The following is a 24,836-nucleotide window of genomic DNA, read 5'->3' on the forward strand; positions in this document are numbered from 1 at the left end:
GGGCAGGTTTTTTGGCGCCCCGGCAAGCATTTGCTTGCCATGTGGTGAAACGCCGGGCAACGTCGCGGCAAATGGAATTCGGTCCCTATCTTTTGCTGGCCTCGCTGGAAGGCGCGGTGACGGCGGCGGTGCTTGCGCTGACGGCAGTCGGCCTGAGCCTTGTCTTCGGTGTCATGCGCGTGGTGAACGTCGCGCATGGCGAATTCTTCATGCTTGGCGCGGTTCTGGCGTGGTGGCTGTCTCACCTGCTGGGCGATGCGCACCCGGCCATGGGCTTTGCGCTGGCGCTGGTGCTGGCGCCGCTGCTGGTGGGGGCCATCGCCGTGGCCGCCGACATGACGGTGTTGAAACGGGTCGACTATGACCCCGAGCGGACCATCGTCGCGACTATCGGGCTGCTGTATATCATCCAGCAGGTCACGCTGATGACTTATGGCCCCGATGCCCGCCCCGTCGAACCGCCGTTCAACGCGCGGCTGGCTATTCCGTGGGTCGAATGGGGCGAAAACGGGCTTCAGATGTATTGGCCCTGGGGCCTATCGACGACCAGCTACAAGCTGGCGGTGATCGCGGCGGCGGGCGTGGTGCTGGCCGGGGTCTGGGCCGTGATGGCGCGCACCCGGTTGGGGCTGGTGATGCGCGCAACGCAACTGGACAGCGAAATGGCGCTGGCCTTCGGCATCCCGGTCGAACGCGTCTATGCGCTAGTCTTTGGCCTGGGCGCGGGACTGGCGGCGCTGGCGGCGGTGCTGATCGTACCGATCCAGCAGGCGCACTACCTTATGGGCCACGACCCGCTGCTGCTGTCGTTCATCGTGGTGATCATCGGCGGACTTGGCAGCCTGCCGGGCACCGTGGTTGCTGCCATTCTGATCGGGTTGAGTGACGGCATCATTTCCGTTTTCTTCTCGCCAACGCTGGCGAAAATCCTGGCCACATTGCTGGTGGCACTCGTGCTGGTGTTTCGCCCGCAGGGGCTGTTCGGGTCGCGCGCCACATGATCGACTGGCGCAAATCCGCGCTTCTGCACGGCGCCTTGCTGGCCGTGCTGTGCGCGCTGAACTACCTGCTGCCCGCCTATCACCAGGGCAATCTGGCCCGCGTCATGGTGCTGGCCACGTATGCGGCGGGCTATAACATCATGTTTGGCTACACCGGGCTGCTCAGCCTTGGCCACGCGCTGTTCTTTGCCGCGGGCATGTATGGCACCGGACTGGCAATCGGTCAGTTCGGGCTGTCGCCGCTGCCCGCGCTTGCGGTTGGACTGCTCTGCGGCGTGGTCGTTTCGGCGGCGCTGGGCCTGCTGGCGCTGCGTACGGCGGGCGTGGCCTTTATGATCGTGACGCTGATGTTCGCGCAGGCTGGTTACCTGACGATCCTGTATTTTGGTGAATACACCCGCGGCGACGAAGGGTTCGTGCTGCAACAGGCGCAGCGTATGTTGTTTGGGATCGACCTAAGCGATCCGACGAACCGCTATTGGGCGGCCTTCGTGCTGTTTGCACTGTCGGTTGTGCTGATCCTGTGGCTGGTGCAATCCCGGTTCGGGCGCGTGCTGATCGCGATCCGCGAGAATGAGCCGCGCGCGCGGATGCTGGGCTATGATACCTTCGCGCACAAGCTGGCGGCGGTGGTGGCCTCGGGCATGATGTCGGCCATGGCGGGCGCGGCCTATGGGGTGCTGTTCGGCTATGTCGGCGCCAGCTTCGGTTCTGTTCAATATTCGATCTTTCCGCTGCTCTGGGTGCTGCTGGGCGGCGCCGGCACGGTCATCGGCCCCTTTATCGGGACGCTGTTCATGTTCTACCTGATCGATCTGTCCAGTGGCGTGACGACCGCCTACATGCTGATTGCTGGCGTGGTTCTGGTGCTGGTCACGCTGTTTGCACCCCAAGGCATCGCTGGTGAGCTGCGCCGGCGCATGTGGAGGTGGCTGCCATGAGCCTGCTGTCCACCCGCGTCCTGTCGCGCAGCTTTGCGGGGCTGAAGGCGGTGGAGTCCGTAGATTTCGACTTGCCACAGGGTCAGGTGCGGGCCCTCATCGGGCCGAACGGAGCGGGCAAGACAACCTTTGTCAGCCTGCTGTGTGGGCGTATCCCGCCGACCTCGGGCGCGGTGATCTTCGATGGCCAGGATATCTCGCACCTGCCGGCGCATCGCCGCATCGCGCTGGGCATGGCCTATACGTTCCAGATCACCTCGGTGTTTTCCAACCTGACCCTGCATGAAAACGTCGCGCTGGCCGCGCGGCGCACAACCCGTGGCGCGGCAGAGCTGCAATCGATGATACAGTCCGCGCTGGACCGCGTTGGGCTGAAGGCGCGCACGGATGAAATTGCGGGCGACCTGAGCTATGGCCACCAGCGGCTGCTAGAAATCGCCATGGGCCTTGCGCAAAGGCCCCGGCTGTTGATTCTGGACGAGCCGACCCAGGGTCTGGCCGATAGCGAGATCGCGGCTTTCATGGCGCTGATCGCTGAGTTGAAGCAAACAACAACGATCCTGCTGATCGAGCACAACATGAACGTGGTGATGGAAGCCGCCGACTATGTGACGGTGCTGAACTTTGGTCAGATCCTGGCCGAGGGCACACCTTCCGAAATTCGGGCCGACAGTGCCGTGCAAGCCGCCTATCTGGGAACTGGTGCCGATGCTTGAGGTCGATAGCGTAAATGTCGCCTACGGTCGCGCCCAAGTACTGCGCGATTTGTCGCTGTCGGTTTCTCCGGGCGAAATCCTTTGCCTGCTGGGGCGCAACGGGGCGGGCAAGACGACGACGATGAAAACCATCATGGGATTGCTGCCGCTGATGTCGGGCACGGTGCGTGTGGACGGAGAGGCTATCAGCGATCTCCCCGCGCATCAGACGGCCGCGCATGGGATCGGCTATATCCCGCAGGGGCGGCGCCTGTTCACCGAACTGACCGTGGCGCAGAACCTCGACATAGGGCTGATGGCGCGAAAATCGCCCCGGGCCACCTTGGACGATGTGCTTGACCTGTTCCCGCGCCTGCGTGAACGGATGGGCCAGGTGGCGCAAACGCTGTCCGGCGGGGAACAGCAAATGTTGGCCACGGCGCGGGCCCTCTGCCTGCGCCCACAATACCTGTTGCTGGACGAGCCGACAGAAGGGCTCCAGCCCTCGATGATCGCTGCGATCCGCGACGTGATTGCCGTAATGCGCGACCGGGGCGTTGGCGTGATCCTGGTCGAGCAACGCGTCGACGCGGTCCTCGAGGTGGCCGACCGGGTCGCCTTCATCGAAAATGGCCGCAATCTTGAGACTATGCCAGCCGAGGCTCTGCGCAAAGATCCCTCTCCGATCAAGGCGTACCTTGGCGTCTGACCAACGGAATTGCCCAACCCGACACGCCGTTACAGGGGAAAATGGAAACCGCAGTTGTCGAACTGGTTTGAACTGGGCCTATCGATTGTCATGGTCGCGCGTCCGGGCATCTGGCGACACCTGAAGCGTACGGAAGCCCAAGAAGGCCTCTGCATGCATTGATCCAAGCCCGGCCGCAGAAAAGTCTCTGCGGTCATCCGATGAAGTGGCCGGTTGTTCGAACTGATTTGCGACACTTTGTAAGAACTCGCACTCTGGTAACTGCCATCATGCATCGCAACGTAAAAATGTTTGGGGCGGGGCCTTAGCTTGGAATAAATCGCAACCGCAAGAACCCGCTGGCCCTTAGATCGCCGGCGTTCACATCCAGAACCTGCTTTGCCTGCCGCGACGAGGGCGGGGCGAGTGTCGTCCGATCCACGTTCATGATCTGCCCGCCTGCCAATCAGGGCGGCGTGAACTCTTGCGGGGCAACGTCGCCGGCAATGTTTGCGGATGCGACATCTTCAGTTCGGATAGTCGCGAGGCGGCGTTTTATGCCTAATGCGTGATGATCTTTCAGTGCAAGAGAGCCTGTTCAGCGGGATGCCGCCTTTGCCCGAAGGTCAACGCCACGCAATGTTCTGTCCAGCCGGTTCAGACCCAAAGCTGCCATTCCGACCGCTGCCGTCAAAGTTGTTAGGGGCACTGGCAAGCTATGTTTCAGTCCTGCCGTCGCAAGGCGCCCAACATAGGCGACACGCCTCCAATCTGGCGTGCAATTGCCCGCGGCCCGTATCCTCAAACAAGACTGTGGAATCGATTGTCGCTGCCGGCTTGACCGCAGCTTGATAGAAACTGGCTAGAGTTGGGCCAACCGAGGAGTATTGCGCTGTTGACTTGGTTGCGATCAGGCTTCTTGGTAAGAGTGAAGGCAGCCGCAAGAGGTGCGCCGATCCAGCCCGACCCTAGGTCAGGAATGGGTCTTCATCGTCCTGATCCACAATCCCCTGCAGAAACTCGGCAAATCCCGGAGACCTGTCGATTCGCTGTTTGAAATCCAGCCTTTGCAGCGCAACTTCCATCAAATCTGCCAGTCCTGCCGAGACCTGACTCTGCGCCGGCAGCGGGACCGTACGCGTCGTGGCGATGCGGTGTTCAGTGGCTTCCAGTATGGTGTGACGCAGAGTTTCCGGTGTCAGCGCGCTTTTGCACAGGTAGGATTCACATCCGCGCCGCATGGCTTGTACCGCCAGATCAACCTGTTCGCGCCCGGACACCATGATCAAGGCCGAATTCCGGTTGTGCGGGTCGTTGCGCACAAGTTCAAGCGCCTGAAACCCGTCGCCGTCCGCCAGGCTGTAGTCGACCATAATAAGGTCGAACGCTGTCTGGTGTATCTTGCGCTTCATCGCCGACAGCGAAGGCGCAGTCTGTATCGCGATCGGCAGGCCCGTCTTCTCGCCGAGCCGGCACAGATTGCGCCGGTCGAATTCGCTGTCATCCAGAACAAGCATGTTCAATGCCGCGCTATGCGGCGTCGATTGACTTGCAGTAATCATGGCCACCCCTTCACATTCACCCGAATCCGACTGTAGCGACTATTTATTGCCGATCGGTAAACTGGCGTGACCAGGCGGCGCTCCTTACAAAGAGAGTGTCAATGTATTGCGGGACGGGTGCAGGGAAATGAAATGGAGATATGACATCCGCGTGACTCCTCGGTCGTAAGCCAATCGATCTTGCCGCCATATAGCTTCACGATCTTTCGGACATTTGCCAATCCCATCCCACTGCCTTCGATCTCATCCCTCGGTCGCAGCGTCGTCATGACCTCGAACGCCTTTTCACGATAGGCCAAAGGAATGCCAGGACCATCATCTCGGACGGTAAAGACATGCCGACCATCCCTTTCATGGGTGCTAAGGTGGATCACCCCACGACCGCAGTCGTGATGCTTGACCGCGTTGCTCAGCAACGATGAAACAAGCGTAAGAGCGTCGGTCGATCCAATGCGAAACTGCGGCGCACGGAAATCACGCAGAACCTTAAAAGTGTCCGGTATCTTGATCTGATCCATCACCCCGTCTGTCACGCCTTCCCATTCGATTAACTCGTTAGATTGCATGCGTCCGATACGCGAATAGATCAACAAATCAATCAACATCCGGTCCAGCCGCCGCGTGTGTACATTCATCAAGTCAATATTTTCGGCGAGCGAGCCGTGCACGTGGATTCCCTCGGCTTCCAAATCTTCTTGTATCCATTGAGGGACTTCGATCAAGGCGCGTACAGAGTTTCGGACGTCGTGACTGATCAGGTAAATGAAGTCCTCAAATTCTTGCGCGGCAGATTCGATGCCGATTTCCGAGGGTTTCGATCTTTCCGAAGATTTTATTTGCATTGTGTCGACCAAGATTTTCACGAACGAAGCCAGATGTATCGCGAGGCTACTAAAACTGTGTTAATTTGACAGCGTAGTCGTGCAGGAACTTGTTTATCAAAGTAAACAGTTTCATACGTTGCGGAAAATGCCTGCTCAGCCAGTGGCAAGTTTACCGATGCGTAACCGATCTCAGGCTAGCCTACGGTGATTCGATACCCGTGCAAACGCAGAAGGAAGCTCAAGATGCAGCACATTGCTGACCACGCCGAAGGAGTAGGCAATCTGCAAATTGTGAACCAAATGGGCATTCGTGCGCTCATTCTTGACGACAGTGTTTTTGACAGGCGGCGCATTCGGAGATTGACGCACGATACAAACTTGCAGATATCGCTTGATGAAATCGCTTCCATTGAAGCGCTTGATAGAATTCTCGACCAGGAGAAATTCGATGTTATTCTAATTGATTACAACCTTCCGCAAGGTGACGGTATAGATGCGCTACGCCATATCAGGGCGCACCCGGTAAACGGCGATTGCCCGGCTATCATGGTTACCGGGAACGACAGTTCGGCCATCGCGGTTCAATCCCTTAAAATGGGGTGTTCGGATTATCTCCCGAAGGAGAGGTTGAGCGCGGGATCTCTGCGCGACAGCATCGTCAAGGCGATTGAGACATTCAGTGAGGAGCGCGACGCTCCGCCGCTTCCTCAGACGGAGGTCGATCGTCTCACATCGGTTGTCATGCAAAAGTATGCAAGTGCTTTGCAGCCAAAACTAGCCCGGATCATACGCGACTTGCGCACGCTCAAATCGAAATTGCCGGACGAGTCGACAAATGTGCCTGGAAGTCTGGAGACGGTCGAACGCCAGTGTATTCACATGTGGGCCATCCTGCTTGATCCGAAAATGGAACCAGATTCCAAAGAGTTTCGACATTGAATGAGTATGTCGATAAAACGGATGCCGCAAACTCTGATCTGAAATGTGACGCTGATCGCAACCGCCACAGACGTGACGCGGCCAGAAGCTGCGATGGGCCTATGATGCCATTCGGGTCAATGCCTTTGGCGATGGCGGTGTTTGACGTTCAAGGTCGACTAGCGCATGCGACAGGGCGGTTCTGTTATTTGATGGACTGTCCGGAGGGATCACTTCGCGGGATGTCGATCGACCAAATTTTTTATTGGCGAGGCACATGGCCGACCTTGTCGGGCACGTCAGTTAACGACGAAACATCTAAGCCCGGAATTGTCATGACGCGCGGCGGTGAGCTCCCGGTCGATGCATGCCTCTTGCCCGTCGATTTTCTTGGGGAGCCGCATAGCCTTCTTACAGTGCAAGACTCAAGGCCGGACAGGGATGTCGAAAGGATCTTAAGGGCGGTCATTGATGTGGCTCCAACTGCAACATTGCTGTCAGACGGTTCAGGGGAAATCGTGTTGTCGAACGCTGCTGCTGGTGCGCTATTTGGCTACGACCCAAGCGAGTTGATCGGCATGAGCGTCGATGATCTGGTTGATCCGGAGTGTCGCGCCAAACATGCATACAACCGAAAGGTGTTCAGTGAAAACCGGCTGCCGCGACCGATGGGAAGCGGGCAGTCGATCACCGCCCGGCGCAAGGATGGCTCGAACTTTCCTGTGGAAATTGCCCTTTACCCCTTGGACCGTTCCTACGGCGATCTCATCCACGCCACTGTCACAGACTTGACCGAGCGACATGCGACCGAAGCCCTCTCGGATCAGAAGACGCGCCGGATGGAGGCGCTGAATTCGGATTTGTCGGCCTTCGCGTATAGTGCCAGCCATGACCTGAAGGCGCCACTGTCCTCAATCTCGGGACTGCTCTCGATCTGTATCGAGGACCTGGACGAAGGAAACTTGCAGGAACTCAGGGAAAATCTGGACAATGCGGTCGAAATCAGCCGCCGAAGCGCGCACAAGGTCGAAGCCGTGCTTGCCATTGCAAGGGTGGGGCAGGAAACGATTCCGGCCGAACGTTTTGATCCGAACCGAGAGATCCACGACATCTGGCGCGATCTGACCGGCGCTATGACTGCGCCGCCGGATTTTCGCGTTGACCTTGATGTGCCAAACCTTATCCGCACAGAACGCCCCACATTCAACCTCGTGCTGGAAAACTTGCTTTCAAATGCCTTGCGCTACGGTGACGATCGGAAGGACCGGCATCGCATTCGGGTGTCCGGGGCACTGAGGGACGACCGGATTTGTCTGATTGTGGCTGACAATGGGCTGGGTATCCCGCCAGAAAATTTGCAACGCATTTTCAAGATGTTTGATCGGATCGACGATCGAAGCGGTGACGGCATGGGGTTGTCGCTGGTGCGTAAACAGATCGAACGGCTCAACGGGTCCATTTCGGTCAGTAGCACACCCGGAGCCGGAACTGAGTTTTCCTTCTCACTGCCGCTCCTGACGAAAGGCGAAACATGACCATACCAATCGTGATCGTAGATGATGACACTGTCGACAGATATACGGCCAAGCGTCAATTGGCTCGGCATGGCGGGTTTGAAGTGCCGGCGGAATACACATCGGGCGATGCATTTCTTGAGGCGATCGACGCAGGTCAGCTTGCGACACGATCAAACCCGGCATTGGTCCTGATGGATATCAAAATGCCCGGCCGGAACGGGTTCGAAACGCTTGAGGCTCTGGATGCAAGATTGCAAGAGACCGATGCGACCTCGCCGTTCATGGTTGTCTTCATGCTGACGTCCTCGGCCAATCCACGGGATCGCGCGCGTGTCGAAACCATCGATATAGTTCAGGGCTACGTGGAGAAACCGATCACAAAGGACGGTGTCGCATTTATTCACGATCTGTATCTGTCGACGATCCCTGGCAGCGCAGCCTAGTGTTGAGAACCAGCCGCAGGTTTCCGTGCTTCTGAGTGGCCTAGGCCGAAGCCTCCTGGGCCGATATCATGGCCAGGCCGCCGATCTCGCAGATCCGGTCGATCACCGGAGCAAGCCCGGTGCCGTGTCGGAGCGCCGTGAAATGAAACGGACGATCGCCGCGCATGCGCCGCGCGTCACGTTCCATCACGTCAAGAGAGGCGCCCACATGCGGTGCCAGATCGGTTTTGTTGATCACAAGAATGTCCGATTTGGTGATCGCCGGGCCACCTTTTCGCGGGATCTCTTCGCCTGCGGCCACGTCGATCACATAGATCGTCAGGTCGGCCAGTTCGGGCGAAAACGTTGCCGACAGATTGTCGCCGCCGGATTCGATCAGAACAATCTCGACCTCGGGGTGGCGGTCGCGCATCCGGGCGACAGCTGCAAGGTTGATCGAGGCATCCTCGCGGATCGCCGTATGCGGGCACCCCCCGGTTTCGACCCCTATGATCCGGTCTTGGGGCAGCACCTGCAGTCGCATCAAGGCTTCGGCGTCTTCTTGCGTGTAAATGTCATTGGTGATGACGCCGAGCGAGAAATGATTGCGCAATCCGGCGCAAAGCGCCGCGGTCAGCGTGGTTTTCCCGGCGCCGACAGGGCCGCCGATACCAATTCGAAGGGGGCCATTTGGAGTGGTCATGTTCTGAACATCCTTGAATATTGGGTTTCGTGGGCCATCGACGCGATGTCGCCAAGAAAAACAGAAGACCCCAGGGCGTCAAGATCAGCAGCCAAGGCCTGCGCGCAGACGTCATCGCATATTGACCGAAGCGCCAGAATACAGCGTTGCCCCGCGATCTGACCAATCGGCGCCAGTCGCATCGCCGCGGAGGTGATTGATGTAGCTAGGGCGTGCAGATACATGCGCGCGGTCAGATCAATAGGCAAATCGCATCGCGCGGCGGTGGCCCCTACAGCCACCGGATAGGTCAGCGGCGGCAAATCCAAACGCCAGACGGCATTCACCGTATCGACAAAGGCGCGGCCCTGGTCCTCCAACTCGACGACCCGTTCGCGAGACGCCGCAAGCGCGGCGGCCAGCGCGTCAATCTCTGCCAGTGCTGCATCCGAAGCCGCACGATAGGCGGCCGCCAGAAGCAGGGTGTCATTCCGCCCAGCGCCGTGCTGCAGTATTTGCCGCGCCCATTCAAGAAAGCTGTCGGCATCGCCGACCACGCCAGTGCTGGTCAGATATTCCAGCCCATGGCTATAGCTGAACGCGCCGATGGGAAAGGCGGGTGACAGCCATTGCGCCAGCGTCAGCGCGGCAGAATGCGGATCGGGCGCGGTCACCGGTTAATGCGCGTGGCTATGGGTGCGCCCATGCCCGTAAGCGCCGCCTTCCGGGGTGAACGGCTCGGTCACGTCGCGCAGCGACGCGCCCAGCCGTGTCAGCATATCGGCCATCACGTGGTTGCGCTGAATCAGCAGGCGCGCCGGTTCGATCTGGCAGGGCGTGTGACGGTTGCCGACATGCCAGGCCAGCCGCACCAGATCGGGGCCTGTGACCTCGGTCAGGGCCTCGTCGGCCGCGCGGATTTCGATCAGCCGCCCGTCGCCTAATTCCAGTGCATCCCCCTGATCCAAGGATTCCGTATGCTCCAGATCGACAAGAAAGCGCAGGCCGGCGTCGGTGGTCAGCACCTTGCGGCGCAGAAACCTGTCATCGTAGCCAAGTGTGCAGGCCAGGGCGGAGCCGCTCCAGCCAGAGGCGCGGTGTAGCGTCCGTGCGGCGGGCAGATCGCTCATACCAGCCTCGCTAGCGCTGAAGTCAGATGTAGAACAGGTCGCGGAACACGTGGCGTGCGATATCTTCGCGGCGCAGACCCATCTTGGACAGCTCTTTGTCGGACAGCGCATTCAGGCGCTCGATTTCGTCCGTGCGGGTCCGGCGTTCCAGATAGGCGGCAAACGCGGTTGCCAGCGATGCGCGGAACGATTGAAACGATGTGCGAACGCCCGAGGTGGGGGTTGCGGTTGCGACAGTTGCCATTGGAAACCTCATTCAGTGACACGAGTGTTTCCTCCCTTGGTTTGAAGATAGACCGATGTGCCCCGGATGGCCAATGCAGATGCGGCATGGTTGTTATGCACTTGCAGCAATACTAGGGCAGCTTTATTGACTTAAAACATGAAATATCGCTGCGCCATCGGCAGAACCTGTGCCGGTTCGCAGGTCAGCAACTCGCCATCGGCACGCACCTCGTAGGTTTCCGGGTTCACTTCGATATGCGGTGTCGCGCTGTTATGGATCAGGTCAGATTTTCCGATGTGGCGCGTGTTGGCGACGGCGACTGTCTGTTTGGCAAGCCCCAGCTTGTCGCGCAGCCCATCAGCCTGCGCCGCCTCGGACACGAACGTCACCGCCGAATGCTCGACCGATCGGCCAAAGGCGCCGAACATGGGCCGCGAATAAACGGGTTGCGGCGTCGGGATCGAGGCGTTCGGATCGCCCATCTGGGCACAGACGATGGTGCCCGACATCAGCACCATTTCCGGTTTCACCCCGAAAAACGCCGGGTTCCACAGCACCAGATCGGCGCGTTTGCCTTCTTCGATGCTGCCGATTTCGCCGCTGATGCCGTGGGCAATGGCCGGGTTGATCGTGTATTTCGCGATATAGCGGCGGACGCGGAAGTTGTCGTTGTCGCCCCGTTCATCGGGCAGGCGGCCGCGCTGTTTCTTCATCTTGTCGGCGGTCTGCCAGGTTCGGATCAGCACCTCGCCCACGCGGCCCATGGCCTGGCTGTCGCTGGCGATGATCGAAAACGCGCCCATGTCGTGCAGGATATCCTCGGCCGCGATGGTTTCGCGCCGGATCCGGCTCTCGGCAAAGGCGACATCCTCGGGGATCGACTTATCAAGGTGGTGGCACACCATCAGCATGTCGAGGTGTTCTTCCAGCGTGTTCACCGTGAACGGCCGGGTCGGGTTGGTGGACGACGGCAGAACATGCTGTTCGCCGCAGATGCGGATGATGTCGGGGGCGTGTCCGCCGCCCGCGCCCTCGGTGTGAAAGGCGTGGATGGTGCGGCCCTTCATCGCCTTCAGCGTATGTTCGACAAAGCCCGATTCGTTCAGAGTGTCGGTGTGGATCATCACCTGCACGTCCATCGCATCGGCCACCCCAAGGCAGCAGTCGATGGCGGCAGGGGTGGTGCCCCAGTCCTCGTGCAGCTTCAGCGCGCAGGCGCCACCCCTGATCTGTTCCTCGAGCGCGCCGGGCAGCGAGGCGTTGCCCTTGCCCGCAAACGCCAGGTTCATCGGGAAGGCATCGGCGGCCTGAAGCATCCGGGCAATGTGCCAGGGCCCGGGTGTGCAGGTGGTCGCCAGTGTGCCGTGTGCCGGGCCGGTCCCGCCGCCCAACATCGTGGTCAGGCCGGAATGCAACGCATCTTCAATCTGTTGCGGGCAGATGAAGTGGATGTGGCTGTCGAACCCGCCTGCCGTCAGGATGCGGCCCTCGCCCGCGATCGCCTCGGTTCCCGGCCCGACGATGATGTTCACGCCGGGCTGGGTGTCGGGGTTGCCGGCCTTGCCGATCTTGTGGATGCGCCCGTCTTTCAACCCGATATCGGCCTTGTAGATGCCCGTGTGGTCGACGATCAGCGCGTTGGTGATGACGGTGTCCACCGCGCCCTGAGCCCGCGTCACCTGCGACTGGCCCATGCCATCGCGGATCACCTTGCCGCCGCCGAACTTGACCTCTTCGCCGTAAACCGGCGCGTTGCCGGTTCCTGCGGCTTCGGCGGTCAGGTCGCTTTCGACCTCGATAATCAGGTCGGTATCGGCAAGGCGCAGCTTGTCGCCAGTAGTGGGGCCGAACATGGCGGCATAATCGGCGCGGGAAATCGTGGCGGGCATGGGCTCTCCTTCGGTGGGGCCTAGACGTGAAGGCGCGGGCCCCGGCGGGCAAGGCGGCGCGAGTTGGAACGGGTGCGTTTGCGCAAGGGCTTGACGGCGGCCTGCATCACGGCGGCGGGCGGCATGCCACGCACACCGGCGAACAGGGCCGACATAGCGGATTCGGCAAAGGCCGGGAACTTTTCGTCAACCATCCGTCGGTTTTCCGACTTGGTGACCGACCACAATCCGGCCAGACCCATCATGCGAAAGCCGACGACGGTTTGCGCCTCGACGGCAAGCGTGGCAACGGCTGACATGCTGTTGAGCATCTGCATCTGCTGGTCGATCAGGGTACTCAGAAACCGGGTATTCATGAACATTGTCGTGCTCCTTGGGGCAATGCGCCGTGGTGGCGCTACAAGGCCCCCATCACCGATTGATTGAAGCCATAGATCCTGCGACCGCCGGACATCGGGATCAGCTGAACGTCGCGGCGTTGTCCGGGTTCAAAGCGAACGGCGGTGCCGGCGGCGATGTCCAGCCGCATCCCCCGCGCGGCGTCACGATCGAAATCTAGCGCAGGATTGGTTTCGGCAAAGTGATAATGCGATCCCACCTGCACCGGGCGGTCGCCGGTATTTGCCACCTGCAGCGTGATCGCCGTGCGGTCATCGTTCAGAATCAGATCGCCTTCGGCGGGAAACAGCTCTCCGGGGATCATTTGTCGCCCCGGTTGCGATACCAGGCCAGCGTGCCGGCGACGGCGATTATTGCCAGCGCGGCGCTGATCATCAGAAATTCACCGCCGTGGTGGGGGTGGATATGGGCGCCGTCGTGGGCCTGCGCAGGCAGGGCTGCCAGCGGTGTCAGGGCTGCGGCAAGGCGGAATGCGTGTGTCATGCGGGTCCTTCGGTGAAACAATCAGCGGATCGGGTTGTGAACGGTTACCAGCTTGGTGCCGTCGGGAAAGGTGGCTTCGACCTGAACGTCGTGGATCATTTCGGCGATGCCTTCCATGCATTGTTCGCGGGTGATCACGCGGGCGCCGGCCTCCATCATTTCCGCCACCGAACGCCCATCGCGCGCGCCTTCGACCACGGCATCGGTGATCAGGGCAATCGCCTCGGGGTGGTTCAGCTTGACGCCGCGCTCCAGCCGCTTGCGCGCGACTTCGGCGGCCATGGCCACCAGCAGCTTGTCTTTTTCTCGGGGGGTCAGTTGCATGTCAGATCGTCCATGTTCGTGGGATTGGCCCATTCAAAAGCCGTTCCATGGCCGGAATCAACCGGCGGCGCAGGCCATAGCTGTCGGGGGCGAGCAGGCGCAGGAACAGCACGCCGTCTCGGATCAGGCTGACGCCGCCCACGGCCGCGTCGTTGGGTTCAGGAAGGGCGCGGCGCAGCGGGTCAAGGAAGCGCTCGGCATCGGGGCTGGCAAACAGCAGGCTGGCCATGGCGCCCGCGCCGTTTCCGGTGTGTTTCAGCGCCATTTGCGCGTGAATATCGCCGATGAGGCGGATCGCATCGGCAAAGATCAGCGCGCCGTTGCGGCGAATCTCGTATCTGTCGTGAAACTGGGCATGGTTCACCCGTTCTCCCATCAGGGCGCGGCCGAAAACCAGCGGTTCGACCAGCAGCAGGCTGGCATCGCCCGTCAGATCGGCGGTCAATCGGCGACGCAGGGCCGAGCCATCGAACAGGATGGTTTCCTGCGGCAGCCAGTTCAGCCGCGCGCCTTGCGCCACCTCGATCCGGGTCGAGACGCGGGCCGCCTCGTCGGGCTGGGCGCGATAGATACGCTCGGCCGCCTGCGTGGTCATGGTCAGCGTGCTGCCCGCACCTGCGATTGCCGTGATGTCGAACCGGTCACCGCCGGTGATGCCGCCCGCAGTGTTCAGCAGTACCGCATCCAGCGCGCCGGGGCGCGATCGCGGTAGCACCACCTTTGATGCGCCCGCCTGATAGAGGTCGCCCAGAACCGAAGCCTGCCCGCGTGACTTCGACGCCACCCGCGCATGTCCAACGGCGCGCGGCTGACGCTGCGCGTCGCCCACAGGGTGAAGTGTCGCGGAAATAGTTATGGCAGCCCCCTGGCAATCTGGTCCGCCCGTTACGGAGCCCGACTCGGATGTTATGTATTTTGGCGCGGGAATCGAGGGATTGGCGCTTTCCGCAGCGCGCGACGCATAAAAATTCATCATATGGCCGCGACGTGCACAACAATTAATCGCTCGGGTTGGATTTTGGCCGGTTCCTGCGCCCTCTAGATTGCCCGACTGCCATCCGGCGGTCTTGCTGAGGGCGCCCGAACGGCACCCGCAACGGGGGCCAGACAAGAAGAAACCGGGTGTGTGACGCCCCGCGACTGGACATCGGATCAGGGCATCACACGGGTGCAACGACTAGGTTGCGAGGGGACAGATAGGTGAATGCGTGCAATTTGCAAGCATTCGCGCTGGCCTCTGCGCAGGAGGATATTCATGACATTCTTTAAATCCGCGATGGCCGGAACCGTGGCGCTGGGTCTGTCCGCGCTGCCGCTTTGGGCGCAGGAAACGATCAAGGTGGGCGTTCTGCACTCGCTGTCGGGCACGATGGCGATTTCGGAAACCACGCTGAAAGACACGATGCTGATGCTGATCGACGAACAGAACGCCAAGGGTGGCGTGCTGGGCAAGCAGCTGGAAGCGGTTGTGGTCGATCCGGCCTCTGACTGGCCGCTCTTCGCCGAAAAGGCGCGTGAGCTGATTTCCGTTGAAGGTGTCGACGTGATGTTCGGCTGCTGGACATCGGTCAGCCGCAAATCGGTTCTGCCGGTGATCGAGGAACTGAACGGCCTGCTGTTCTATCCGGTGCAATATGAAGGCGAAGAAAGCTCGAAGAACGTGTTCTACACGGGTGCGGCGCCGAACCAGCAGGCCATCCCGGCGACCGACTATTTCCTTGAGGAACTGGGTGTCGAGAAATTCGCGCTGCTGGGCACCGACTATGTGTATCCGCGCACGACCAACAACATTCTCGAAGCCTACCTGAAGGACAAGGGCATCGCGGAAGAGGATATCTTCGTCAACTACACGCCGTTTGGTCATTCCGACTGGTCCAAGATCGTGGCCGACGTGGTCGCGCTGGGCGCGGACGGCAAGAAAGTCGGCGTGATTTCCACCATCAACGGCGATGCCAATATCGGCTTCTACAAGGAACTGGCGGCAGCAGGCGTTTCGGCCGATGACATTCCGGTCGTGGCCTTCTCGGTCGGTGAAGAAGAGTTGTCTGGCCTCGACACCGCGAACCTGGTCGGACACCTGGCGGCATGGAACTACTTCCAGTCGGCCGATACCGACGTGAACGCCGAGTTCATTGAAAAGTGGAAGGCCTTTGCCGGTGAAGACCGTGTGACCAACGACCCGATGGAAGCGCATGTGATCGGCTTCAACATGTGGGTCAAGGCAGTCGAAGCGGCTGGCACCACCGATGTGGACCCGGTCCGCGAAGCGATGTACGGCATCGAAGTTCCGAACCTGACCGGCGGCACCGCCAAGATGCTGCCGAACCACCACCTGACCAAGCCGGTTCTGATTGGCGAGATCATGGAAGACGGCCAGTTCGACATCATCAGCCAGACTGAAGAAGTCGCCGGCGATGCATGGACCGACTTCCTGCCGGAATCGGCGGTTCTGGAAGCCGATTGGCAGGAACTGGAATGTGGTATGTACAACACCGAAACCAAGACCTGCGTGCAGATCCAGTCGAACTACTGATCTGAACGATGAAAACGAGAGGGGGTGCGCCCCCTCTCGCCATCCCACCGGGGGCAGATGATAGTCATGCGGCTGATACTGGCGGTTTTCACCGCGCTCTTTCTTGCTGTCCAGGCAACCGGGTCAACGGCCCAGGACGCGCCGATGCAGGCCCTGCTGCAACAGCACGCCGACACCATCGTCAAATCCTCGCGCCGCACCATCGGCCCGGCGATCGACGCCATCGCAGCCAGCGGGCTGGAGCAGGCGCAGACGGTTCTGCAAAAATGGCAGGCCCGCGCCATGTGGCAACGCGACAGCGACGGGCTGTTCTTCTGGGCGGAAGAGGTGGACCGCGACACGCTGCGAATTTTCGATTTCGACAGCGGCGATGACCTTGGCACCGCGCCGGACGACGAGTTTTCCCAGATCAAGCCGAACAGCGGCATTCGCGCCCTGCTGGGCGTTGCTCTGGTGCAGTTCCAGCTGAGCGACCCGAACCCCCAGCGCCGACTGGACGCGCTTCAGGCGATCCAGCGCAATGCCGAAGCTTCGCACCTTCAACCGCTGCGCAATTCCATTGAATCCGAAACAGACGCAGGCATCCGCGCGACGAAAGAGCGGCTGGAAAACCTGCTGACGGTTTCCTTTGACGACGACGAAGCCGCGCGGATCGCGGCGATTGAGGATATCGCAGGCAATATCTCGCTTGATGCACGCTCGACGCTGAACCCGCTGCTGGCGGTGTCGCCGCAGGTGTCCGAGGGCGCCGTGCCCGCCGACCGCAATGTGGCGCGTACCCTGAAACCGGGCAGCGCCGCGCTGCCCCGCGATGCGGCTTACGAGATGCTGGTGGCCGAAGGGCTGGCCCCCGCGAGGATTTCGCCCGAGGCGATGCGCGCCGCGCTGGCCGAGAACATCACCGATGGCCGTGTCGGCGGCGTTCCGGTGGGGCGTCTCAGCGACATGGCGGCGCGCGAAACCGCCTATGCCGCGCTGGCCGAGGCGGGAACCGTCCCCGCCTTTGTCCGCGAGGCCGAGGTGGAGGCCGCCCTTGCGCGCCACAGTTTCTACGAGGTCTACGCCGAGCCGTCCAAAGCCGTGACCGATGCGGCCCGCGCCGCGATGAACCGCACCCAGCGCAATGTTCACATGTCGCAGGCGTTCGACCTGACGCTGGATGCGCTGTCGCTGGCGTCGATCTTCTTTCTTGCCGCGATCGGGCTGGCCATCACCTTTGGCGTGATGGGCGTGATCAACATGGCGCATGGCGAATTCATCATGATGGGCGCCTATACCGGTTATGTGGTGCAGCAGATCATCCCGAACTACACCGCCTCGATCCTTGTGTCGCTGCCGCTGGCCTTTGCGGTGACCTTTGCCGCCGGGGTGGCAATGGAGCGGCTGGTGATCCGCTGGCTGTACGATCGGCCGCTGGAGACGCTGCTGGCGACTTTCGGCATTTCCATCGCGTTGCAACAGATCGCCAAGAACATCTTTGGCACCCAGGCCCGCCCGCTGACTTCGCCCGCGTGGCTTGATGGCGCGTGGACGCTGAACGACGTGGTGTCGATCAGCTATATCCGCATCGCGATCTTCGTGCTGGCGCTGATCTTCCTGGCGCTGTTCCTGTTCATCATGAAACGCACGCGGCTGGGTCTGGAAACCCGCGCGGTGACGCAGAACCCGCGCATGGCCGCCAGCATGGGGATCAACCCCGACCGGGTGAACATGCTGACCTTCGGGCTGGGCTCGGGCATCGCGGGGATCGCGGGGGTGGCCATCGGGCTGTTCGCCAAGGTCACATCCGAGCTGGGGCAGGATTACATCGTGCAGTCCTTCATGACGGTGGTCGTGGGCGGCGTCGGCAACATCTGGGGCACGCTGGCGGGGGCGACGATGATCGGCTTCTTCCAGAAAGGGGTCGAGTGGCTGAACCCGTCCAACACGCTGGCCGCGCAGACCTACATGATCGTGTTCATCATCATCTTCATCCAGTTCCGGCCAAGGGGCATCATCGCCCTCAAGGGCCGCGCCGCCGGAGATTGACGCCATGACCCTAAGGCTCCCCCAGCCCGCCAACATCAACCGCGCCCCACGCCCCGCATTGGCCCTGCTGTCTTTTGACGGTGGCGCGCGGGCAGGCGAAAGGCCGAACGCATGAGAACCAGTTATTTCGTGCGCAACCCGTCGGTCGTGATCTTCCTTGCGGTGCTGTTGCTGTTCACGCTGGGAGTCACCGCGCTGTCGGACGGGGCCGGGAACGGGGCGATTTCCACGAGCTTCATCAAGACGCTGGGCAAGACGCTGTGCCTGTGCCTGATCGCCGTCGCGATGGATTTGATCTGGGGCTACACCGGCATCCTGAGCCTTGGGCATTTCGCCTTCTTTGGGCTGGGCGGCTATATGGTCGGGATGTGGCTGATGTACGAGCGCACCCGCGACATCGTCATCACCTCGCTGGCGAATGCGCCGATCCCGCCGACGGAACAAGAGGTGGTGGACGCCATCGGCACGCAAATTTTCGGGGTGGTCGGCAGTTCGGAGTTTCCGCTGGTCTGGGCCTTTGCCGACAGCCTGGTGCTGCAACTGGCGCTGGTGGTGCTGGTGCCGGGGCTGCTGGCGCTGGTGTTCGGCTGGCTGGCGTTTCGCAGCCGGGTGACGGGGGTCTACCTGTCGATCCTGACGCAGGCGATGACGCTGGCGCTGGCGCTGTATCTGTTCCAGAACGATTCCGGCCTGCGCGGCAACAACGGGCTGTCGGGGTTGCAGAACCTGCCCGGCGTCAGCGCGCCGCAGTCGGTGGTGTCGTTGTGGTTCTTTTGGGCTTCGGCGCTGGCACTGGGGCTGGGGTACATGCTGGCGTCCTGGGTCGTGTCGGGCAAGTTCGGCTCGGTCATTCGCGGCATCCGCGACGACGAGGCGCGCGTGCGCTTTCTTGGATACCCGGTCGAGGCGTTCAAGCTGTTCGTCTTCGTGCTGACAGCGGTTCTGGCGGGCATCGCGGGCGCGCTGTACTACCCGCAGGCGGGCATCATCAACCCGGCCGAGGTCGCGCCTATCGCGTCGATCTACCTTGCGGTCTGGGTCGCCATCGGCGGTCGCGGGCGGCTGTATGGCGCGGTGATCGGGGCGGCCTTCGTGTCGCTGATTTCGACGTGGTTCACCGGCGGGCAGGTGCCGTCGGTCAATCTGCTGGGCTATCGCGTCGACTGGGTCGAATGGTGGCAGGTCATTCTGGGGCTGTCCTTCGTGCTGGTCACGCTGTTCGCGCCCAAGGGCATCGGCGGGCTGGTCGATCTTGTGACGGGCCGTCTGGCACCCAACCGCCATGGCGCCGATTACGGCCCCGATCAGGGCGCGCTGATGGAAGAGGAGGGCCGCAAATGAGCACGCTTCTGGAAGTGTCGGGCGTGTCGGTCACCTTTGACGGCTTCCGCGCGATCAACAACCTGTCGTTCCAGATCGGCCCGGCCGAGATGCGCGCGATCATCGGCCCGAACGGCGCGGGCAAGACCACCTTCATGGATATCGTCACCGGCAAGACACGCCCCGACGAGGGCCGCGTGCTGTGGGGCGAAAAATCGCAATCGCTGACTCGCATGTCCGAGGCGAAGATCGCGCAGGCCGGGATCGGGCGCAAGTTTCAGCGCCCCACCGTGTTCGAGGATCAGAGCGTGTTCGACAACCTGGCGATGGCCCTGCGCAAGCCGCGCGGCCCGCTTGCCGTTCTCTGGTACCGTCCCGCGCGCGCGGATGCCGAACGGGTGCATGAACTGGCCGCCGAGATCGGACTGTCGGATCAGCTTTCGCGCAAGTCGGGCGAGCTGAGCCATGGGCAGAAGCAATGGCTGGAAATCGGAATGCTGCTGGCGCAGGAGCCACGGTTGTTGCTGGTGGATGAACCGGCAGCGGGCATGACGCATGAAGAGCGCGAGCATACCACCGCGCTGCTGGTCGAGGCGGCGAAAACCCGCGCCGTGGTGGTGGTGGAGCATGACATGGAATTCGTGCGCCGTCTGAACTGCAAGGTGACCGTGCTGCACGAGGGCGCGGTTCTGGCCGAGGGCAGTCTGGATCACGTCACCGCCAACCAGCAGGTGATCGATGTCTACCTTGGGCGCTGAAGGGGAACGGGCGATGCTGACAGTCGAGAACCTGACGCTGCACTATGGCGGCTCGCAAATCCTGCACGACGTGTCGATGCAGGCCGAGGCGGGGCAGGTGACCTGCATCATGGGCACCAACGGCGTGGGCAAGACATCGCTGTTGAAGGCGCTGTCGGGCACCCATGCGCGCAGCGGCGGCGACATCACGCTGGATGGAGAGCCGATTGGCCGGCTTCCCGCGCATGTGCTGGCGCGCAAGGGCATCGGCTATGTGCCGCAGGGGCGGATGATCTTTCCGCTGCTGACCGTGCGCGAGAACATGGAAACCGCCTTTGCCTGCCTGCCGCGATCCGAACATGGCATCCCGGACGAGATTTACGAGCTGTTCCCGATTTTGAAGCAGTTCCTGCACCGGCGCGGGGGCGATCTGTCGGGCGGGCAGCAGCAGCAGCTGGCGATTGCGCGGGCGCTGCTGACGCGGCCCAAGCTGTTGTTGCTGGACGAGCCGACCGAGGGCATCCAGCCCAACATCATCCAGCAGATCGGAGAGGTCATCCGCCTGCTGCGCAGCCGGGGCGACATGGCCATCGTGCTGGTCGAGCAGTATTTCGATTTTGCCTATGATCTGGCCGACCGCTTCGTGGTGCTGCGGCGCGGGGCGGTGACGGCCTCGGGCACGCATGACACGCTGACGCGGGACGATCTGTTGCAGGCCACCTCGGTCTAAGGTCGCCTGCGAGGCGCCTCAGCTGACGCTCATCTTCTTGATGTAGGCCACGCCGCTTTCGCCCAGCGGCACAGTGGCGAAGGGGCCGCCGTGGCACATCTGGGCCTTGTCCTGCGGATCGGCCTGCGGTGTCTGGGCCAGGATCGCCTCGGCGAAATCCTCGGCGTTGTCCTTGGGGCGGTAGCCCAGAAAGGACGCGGCCGAATTGTCGACCGGGCTGCGATCGTTGTTCGACACCCCATAGACCACGGTGAATCCGGTGATCGGCGTGTCGATGGACCGCTGCACCAGCTGGATCAGGTCATCGTAGCTAAGCCACGACCCCAGCGCGCGGGCATTCCCCACCGGGCCCGAGGCGGAATAGATGCGCAGGCACACCGCCTCGATCCCGTATTTGTCCCAGTACATGCTCGCCATATCCTCGGCAAAGCACTTGGACAGGCCATAGAAGGTGTCGGGCCGGTGCGGCATCTTGGTGTCGATGCGGGTTGTTTTCGGATACATCCCCATCGCGTGGATCGAGCTGGCATAGACGATCCGGCGCACGCCGTGTTTCTGCGCGGCGTTCCAGACGTTGTAGGCGCCAAGGAAGTTGGAATGCAGGATCTGCTCGAACGGGGCCTCGTCGCCAATGGCGCCGAAGTGCACGACCATCTCGGCGCCCTCCAGCAGGTCCATCACCGCCGCGGCATCGCCCAGGTCGGCCTTGACGTAGGTTTCATTGCCCGCCAGCCCCTCGACCGCGTCGGCCAGGTCGGTCGAGACCAGCTGATCCGCCATCGCGGCCAGCGGTGCCCGCAGTTGGTGGCCCAGCGCGCCGGCGGCGCCGGTCAGTACGATCTTTTTCATGGTCTGTCCTTTCGATTGCGTCAGATCACCGCCGTCTCGACAAGCGGCCGGTTTGCCGGCACCCTGTCATAGGCGAAGGGGCTCAGGTCAAGGGTGCGATAGGCGCCGTGGGTCAGCAGCTCGGCCATGCCGCGCCCGATGGCGGGGCTTTGCTGCAACCCGTGGCCCGAGAACCCGTTGACGAAGAAGAAGTTGCCGACCTCGGGATGGGGGCCGACAATCGCGTTCTGATCCAGCGTGTTATAGGCGTAATGACCGACCCATGAATTGATCAGCCGGATCGATTCAAAGGCCGGCACACGGTTGGCAAGCGCGGGCCAGACCTTGTCCTCCCACAGCTCGTGGTGATCCACGAAATCGGTGTAATCGACGGGGCCGTCCACGTCGGGCGGGCAGCCGGCCATGTAATAGCGCCCGTCGGTGCGCATGTGCACGCCCGAGGGGTCGATCGTCAGCGGCAGGTCGCGGTCCAGCGGCTGGGCGGCCTCGAAGATATAGGTGAACCGCTTGCGCGGCTCGACGGGCAGCGTCAGCCCGGCCATGTCGGCGGTCAGGCTGGCGCGCGGGCCAGAGGCGTTGACGACCTGCCCCAGCGCCACGCGGGTGCCGTTGGACAAGGTGGCATGGGTGATCCTGCCGCCGTCGCGCGTCATGGCGACCACTTCGTTGGCGATGTATTCCACACCGTTCTCGCGCGCCATGCGCTTGAACCAGTCGAACATTGTGCCGCCGTCGAAATAGCCTTCGTTCACAAGGTTGTGGTTGCCGCCAAGGATGCCGTCGAGGTTGTAGAACGGATATGCCTCGGCAATCTCGGCGGGGCTGAGGTGGCGTGTGGCGGCACCACATTCGGCCTGCAACTTTTGCGCGGCCTGCAAGGCGGCGCTGAACTCGGGCGTGTCCGACAGGTAGAGGTAGCCGAAGCTTTGCAGCGTCAGCGTCGGCACCCGTTCGTCTCCGCCCATGAAGTCGCGAAAGTTGCGGATGAACTCTGCCCCGAACTGTGACACGCGAACGTTGATCTCGGTGCTGTATTGCTGGCGGATGCAGCTGTTGGTGTGCGAGGTCGAGGCGAATTCGTAGCTCGGGTCGCGTTCTACGACCAAGACCCGGCCGTCAAAGCCGGGCATTCGGGTCAGCCACCACGCCACGGCCGAGCCGTACATGGCCCCGCCGACAATCACCACGTCATAGCTATCGTATTTCGGATCGCTGTATTTTGCTGCCATCACGCGATGTTCCCGTCTTCAACACCGGCAAGGATCGCCGAAATCTCTTCCTGCGCAAGGCCATAGTCGGCGGCGGCCGACTCGGGCGTGATATAGCCGCGCGCTAGGTCGCGGCGCACCAGATCGGGGTCGCGCCCGGCAGGCGCGCCATAGCCCGCGCCACCGGGGAAGGCCATGACCACGCGGCGGCCTTCGGGCACGAACTGGCGGCCCTTGCCACGCAGCGCGGTGCCATCGTCCAGCGCGATTTCGGTCGGCGCGCCATCGCCGCCGCCGTTCCGTCCGCGCGCGGGGTGGTTCACCCGGTCGAACATGGCCGAGATGTCGAATTCGTGGCCCGTGGTGGCCCCGACCTCCATGTATTGGCCCAACCCGCCGCGATAGGTGCCGATGCCGCCGGAATCGGGCCGCAGCTCTTTGCGCCAGATGATGACGGGGCCGACCTGCTCGGTCGCCTCGACCGGCATGGTCATCACGCCCGACGGGAAGGCCGTGGCGTTCATCCCGTCCAGCCCGGGCCGCGCGCCCGAACCACCGGAATTGAACGTCAGCACTTCGGCGCGTCGTGCCCCTGCCGCGCGCGCCGCCTGCGATGCGGGCCGCAACGAGACCTGAAAGTTGCACAGGCATCCGGCGCCTTCGGCCGGGACGGTTTCGGGCAGGATCTTATCAAGCGCATCATAAACCGTATCGGGGATCATGTGGCCGATCACGTGGCGCAGCGCGACCGGGGCGGGATGCACCGCGTTCACGATGGAATGCTCCGGCGCGGTGATTTCAAACGGAGCAAGCGAGGCGGCGTTGTTCGGGATCTCGGGCGCGATAGCGCATTTCAGCGCATAGCAGGCATAGGCCTTGGTATAGACCAGAGGCACGTTGATGCCCTTGGGGTCGGTCCCCGAGGTGCCCTGGAAATCACAGAGAATGCGGTCTTCCTCGATCTTCAGTTGGACGCACAGGGTGATCGGCTTGGAGTAGCCGTCGATCACCATCTCGCCGCTGGCCTCTTGTCGGGGCAGGGCCGCGATGCGTTCCAGCGTCGCCCGACGCGAGTTGTCGAGTATGAATTCGGCGATGCCTTCCAGATCGGTAAGGGCGAATTCGCGCATCATGTCGATCAGCCGCCGGTGCCCGGTTTCGTTGCAGGCGGCCAGCGCGTACATGTCGCCGACCAGCTGATCGGGTTCGCGCACGTTGCCGCGCACGATCCGCAGCAGGGTCTGATCGACCTCGCCCCGTTCCGCGAATTTCATGATCGGCAGGTACAGCCCTTCCTCGTAGACCGAATTCGCATCGGCCCCGAACCCACGCCCGCCCACGTCAACCACATGGGCGGTGCAGGCGAAGAACCCGACCAGAGCGCCGTTGAAGAACGACGGCGTGACCACGGTGATGTCATGCAGGTGGCCGGTGCCCTCCCACGGATCGTTGGTGATGTAAACGTCACCTTCAAACATGTTCTGTCGCCCGATCCGGCGGATGAAGTGCCCCACCGCGTCGGCCATGGCGTTGACGTGCCCCGGCGTGCCGGTGACGGCCTGCGCCAGCATCCGGCCATGGGCGTCATAGACTCCGGCCGACAAGTCGCCCGCCTCGCGCACGCTGGTGGAAAAGGCTGTGCGCACCAGCGCCTGCGCCTGTTCCTCGACCACCGAGATCAGCCGGTTCCACATCACCTGATGGGTGACGGTCGTGTTCGCCTTGGCCAT

27 protein-coding genes are annotated in these 24,836 nt (G+C 62.0%); 12 read left to right on the forward strand and 15 right to left on the reverse strand.

Going from position 1 to position 24,836, the window contains the following annotated elements; genetic code table 11:
* Window positions 1-71 precede the first annotated feature (71 nt).
* From FGK64_RS14605 to FGK64_RS14620, 4 genes are read left to right on the forward strand one after another with little or no spacing between them, the layout of a single operon-like run.
* The gene (locus FGK64_RS14605) at window positions 72-1,001 is read left to right on the forward strand and encodes a branched-chain amino acid ABC transporter permease (protein ID WP_138864571.1); all 930 of its coding nucleotides are present in this window, start codon (window positions 72-74) and stop codon (window positions 999-1,001) included.
* On the forward strand, window positions 998-1,942 hold the full coding sequence (locus tag FGK64_RS14610) for a branched-chain amino acid ABC transporter permease (protein ID WP_138864572.1): 945 nt from the start codon (window positions 998-1,000) through the stop codon (window positions 1,940-1,942). The genes FGK64_RS14605 and FGK64_RS14610 overlap by 4 nt, the downstream gene beginning before the upstream one ends.
* Window positions 1,939-2,658 (forward strand): ABC transporter ATP-binding protein, encoded by a 720-nt coding sequence (locus FGK64_RS14615; protein WP_138864573.1) that lies wholly within the window; start codon window positions 1,939-1,941, stop codon window positions 2,656-2,658. Before FGK64_RS14610 ends, FGK64_RS14615 begins: the two co-directional genes overlap by 4 nt.
* Window positions 2,651-3,346, forward strand: a complete 696-nt coding sequence (locus tag FGK64_RS14620; RefSeq protein ID WP_138864574.1) for an ABC transporter ATP-binding protein — start codon at window positions 2,651-2,653, stop codon at window positions 3,344-3,346. Before FGK64_RS14615 ends, FGK64_RS14620 begins: the two co-directional genes overlap by 8 nt.
* Window positions 3,347-4,293: 947 nt before the next feature.
* Here the strand turns inward: FGK64_RS14620 and FGK64_RS14625 are convergent.
* Window positions 4,294-4,887 (reverse strand): response regulator, encoded by a 594-nt coding sequence (locus FGK64_RS14625; protein WP_138864575.1) that lies wholly within the window; start codon window positions 4,885-4,887, stop codon window positions 4,294-4,296.
* Window positions 4,888-4,985: 98 nt separating this feature from the next.
* Window positions 4,986-5,750, reverse strand: coding sequence for a sensor histidine kinase (locus tag FGK64_RS14630; protein WP_138864576.1), 765 nt, complete (start codon window positions 5,748-5,750; stop codon window positions 4,986-4,988).
* Window positions 5,751-5,954: 204 nt separating this feature from the next.
* Here FGK64_RS14630 and FGK64_RS14635 point away from each other — a divergent pair, with 204 nt between their 5' ends.
* From FGK64_RS14635 to FGK64_RS14645, 3 genes are all read left to right on the forward strand, one after another.
* A complete protein-coding gene (locus tag FGK64_RS14635; protein ID WP_138864577.1) occupies window positions 5,955-6,650 on the forward strand; it encodes a response regulator in 696 nt (231 codons plus the stop codon).
* Window positions 6,651-6,871: 221 nt separating this feature from the next.
* The gene (locus tag FGK64_RS14640; protein ID WP_171054092.1) at window positions 6,872-8,164 is read left to right on the forward strand and encodes a sensor histidine kinase; all 1,293 of its coding nucleotides are present in this window, start codon (window positions 6,872-6,874) and stop codon (window positions 8,162-8,164) included.
* Window positions 8,161-8,589, forward strand: coding sequence for a response regulator (locus FGK64_RS14645; protein ID WP_138864579.1), 429 nt, complete (start codon window positions 8,161-8,163; stop codon window positions 8,587-8,589). The genes FGK64_RS14640 and FGK64_RS14645 overlap by 4 nt, the downstream gene beginning before the upstream one ends.
* A gap of 40 nt (window positions 8,590-8,629) precedes the next feature.
* On the opposite strand, the gene ureG is transcribed toward FGK64_RS14645, so the two are convergent.
* From ureG to FGK64_RS14695, 10 genes are all read right to left on the reverse strand, one after another.
* Window positions 8,630-9,271 carry an urease accessory protein UreG gene (gene ureG / locus FGK64_RS14650; RefSeq protein ID WP_138864580.1) on the reverse strand — a complete coding sequence of 214 codons (642 nt, stop codon included), beginning with the start codon at window positions 9,269-9,271 and terminating at the stop codon, window positions 8,630-8,632.
* The gene (locus FGK64_RS14655; RefSeq protein ID WP_138864581.1) at window positions 9,268-9,924 is read right to left on the reverse strand and encodes an urease accessory protein UreF; all 657 of its coding nucleotides are present in this window, start codon (window positions 9,922-9,924) and stop codon (window positions 9,268-9,270) included. Before FGK64_RS14655 ends, ureG begins: the two co-directional genes overlap by 4 nt.
* A 3-nt stretch (window positions 9,925-9,927) precedes the next feature.
* Entirely contained in the window at window positions 9,928-10,380 is a 453-nt protein-coding gene (locus FGK64_RS14660) for an urease accessory protein UreE (RefSeq protein WP_138864582.1), read from the reverse strand.
* Between the two features lie 22 nt (window positions 10,381-10,402).
* Entirely contained in the window at window positions 10,403-10,624 is a 222-nt protein-coding gene (locus FGK64_RS14665) for a hypothetical protein (RefSeq protein WP_138864583.1), read from the reverse strand.
* A 131-nt stretch (window positions 10,625-10,755) separates the two neighbouring features.
* Window positions 10,756-12,495 (reverse strand): urease subunit alpha, encoded by a 1,740-nt coding sequence (ureC, locus tag FGK64_RS14670; RefSeq protein WP_138864584.1) that lies wholly within the window; start codon window positions 12,493-12,495, stop codon window positions 10,756-10,758.
* A 20-nt stretch (window positions 12,496-12,515) separates the two neighbouring features.
* Window positions 12,516-12,857 (reverse strand): antifreeze protein, encoded by a 342-nt coding sequence (locus FGK64_RS14675; RefSeq protein WP_246057780.1) that lies wholly within the window; start codon window positions 12,855-12,857, stop codon window positions 12,516-12,518.
* A gap of 35 nt (window positions 12,858-12,892) precedes the next feature.
* The gene (locus FGK64_RS14680; protein ID WP_138864585.1) at window positions 12,893-13,198 is read right to left on the reverse strand and encodes an urease subunit beta; all 306 of its coding nucleotides are present in this window, start codon (window positions 13,196-13,198) and stop codon (window positions 12,893-12,895) included.
* Window positions 13,195-13,377: a hypothetical protein gene (locus FGK64_RS14685; protein WP_138864586.1), complete on the reverse strand. Its 183-nt coding sequence runs from the start codon at window positions 13,375-13,377 to the stop codon at window positions 13,195-13,197. Before FGK64_RS14685 ends, FGK64_RS14680 begins: the two co-directional genes overlap by 4 nt.
* A gap of 21 nt (window positions 13,378-13,398) precedes the next feature.
* The gene (locus tag FGK64_RS14690) at window positions 13,399-13,701 is read right to left on the reverse strand and encodes an urease subunit gamma (RefSeq protein WP_138864587.1); all 303 of its coding nucleotides are present in this window, start codon (window positions 13,699-13,701) and stop codon (window positions 13,399-13,401) included.
* Between the two features lies 1 nt (window position 13,702).
* Window positions 13,703-14,485 (reverse strand): urease accessory protein UreD, encoded by a 783-nt coding sequence (locus FGK64_RS14695; protein ID WP_246057781.1) that lies wholly within the window; start codon window positions 14,483-14,485, stop codon window positions 13,703-13,705.
* Between the two features lie 471 nt (window positions 14,486-14,956).
* Between FGK64_RS14695 and urtA the strand changes: the two genes are divergently transcribed.
* The 5 genes from urtA (at window position 14,957) to urtE (ending at window position 21,049) form a co-directional block, all read left to right on the forward strand.
* On the forward strand, window positions 14,957-16,234 hold the full coding sequence (urtA, locus tag FGK64_RS14700) for an urea ABC transporter substrate-binding protein (RefSeq protein ID WP_138864588.1): 1,278 nt from the start codon (window positions 14,957-14,959) through the stop codon (window positions 16,232-16,234).
* A 66-nt stretch (window positions 16,235-16,300) separates the two neighbouring features.
* Window positions 16,301-18,262 carry an urea ABC transporter permease subunit UrtB gene (gene urtB / locus FGK64_RS14705; protein WP_138864589.1) on the forward strand — a complete coding sequence of 654 codons (1,962 nt, stop codon included), beginning with the start codon at window positions 16,301-16,303 and terminating at the stop codon, window positions 18,260-18,262.
* Between the two features lie 111 nt (window positions 18,263-18,373).
* Window positions 18,374-19,603, forward strand: coding sequence for an urea ABC transporter permease subunit UrtC (gene urtC, locus FGK64_RS14710; RefSeq protein ID WP_138864590.1), 1,230 nt, complete (start codon window positions 18,374-18,376; stop codon window positions 19,601-19,603).
* Complete coding sequence (gene urtD / locus FGK64_RS14715; protein WP_138864591.1) at window positions 19,600-20,340, forward strand: urea ABC transporter ATP-binding protein UrtD; 741 nt, start codon at window positions 19,600-19,602, stop codon at window positions 20,338-20,340. The genes urtC and urtD overlap by 4 nt, the downstream gene beginning before the upstream one ends.
* Window positions 20,341-20,353: 13 nt before the next feature.
* Window positions 20,354-21,049, forward strand: a complete 696-nt coding sequence (gene urtE / locus FGK64_RS14720) for an urea ABC transporter ATP-binding subunit UrtE (protein ID WP_138864592.1) — start codon at window positions 20,354-20,356, stop codon at window positions 21,047-21,049.
* 18 nt (window positions 21,050-21,067) lie between these two features.
* Here urtE and FGK64_RS14725 read toward each other — a convergent pair whose 3' ends face one another.
* Genes FGK64_RS14725 through FGK64_RS14735 form a run of 3 tightly spaced genes read right to left on the reverse strand, consistent with a single transcriptional unit; the run spans window position 21,068 to window position 24,836 of the window.
* Window positions 21,068-21,898 (reverse strand): NAD-dependent epimerase/dehydratase family protein, encoded by an 831-nt coding sequence (locus FGK64_RS14725; RefSeq protein WP_138864593.1) that lies wholly within the window; start codon window positions 21,896-21,898, stop codon window positions 21,068-21,070.
* A 20-nt stretch (window positions 21,899-21,918) separates the two neighbouring features.
* Window positions 21,919-23,127: an NAD(P)/FAD-dependent oxidoreductase gene (locus tag FGK64_RS14730; RefSeq protein ID WP_138864594.1), complete on the reverse strand. Its 1,209-nt coding sequence runs from the start codon at window positions 23,125-23,127 to the stop codon at window positions 21,919-21,921.
* Window positions 23,127-24,836, reverse strand: a complete 1,710-nt coding sequence (locus tag FGK64_RS14735) for a hydantoinase B/oxoprolinase family protein (protein ID WP_138864595.1) — start codon at window positions 24,834-24,836, stop codon at window positions 23,127-23,129. Before FGK64_RS14735 ends, FGK64_RS14730 begins: the two co-directional genes overlap by 1 nt.

This window comes from Arenibacterium halophilum (assembly GCF_005938225.1).
GTDB classification, from domain to species: Bacteria; Pseudomonadota; Alphaproteobacteria; order Rhodobacterales; family Rhodobacteraceae; genus Arenibacterium; species Arenibacterium halophilum.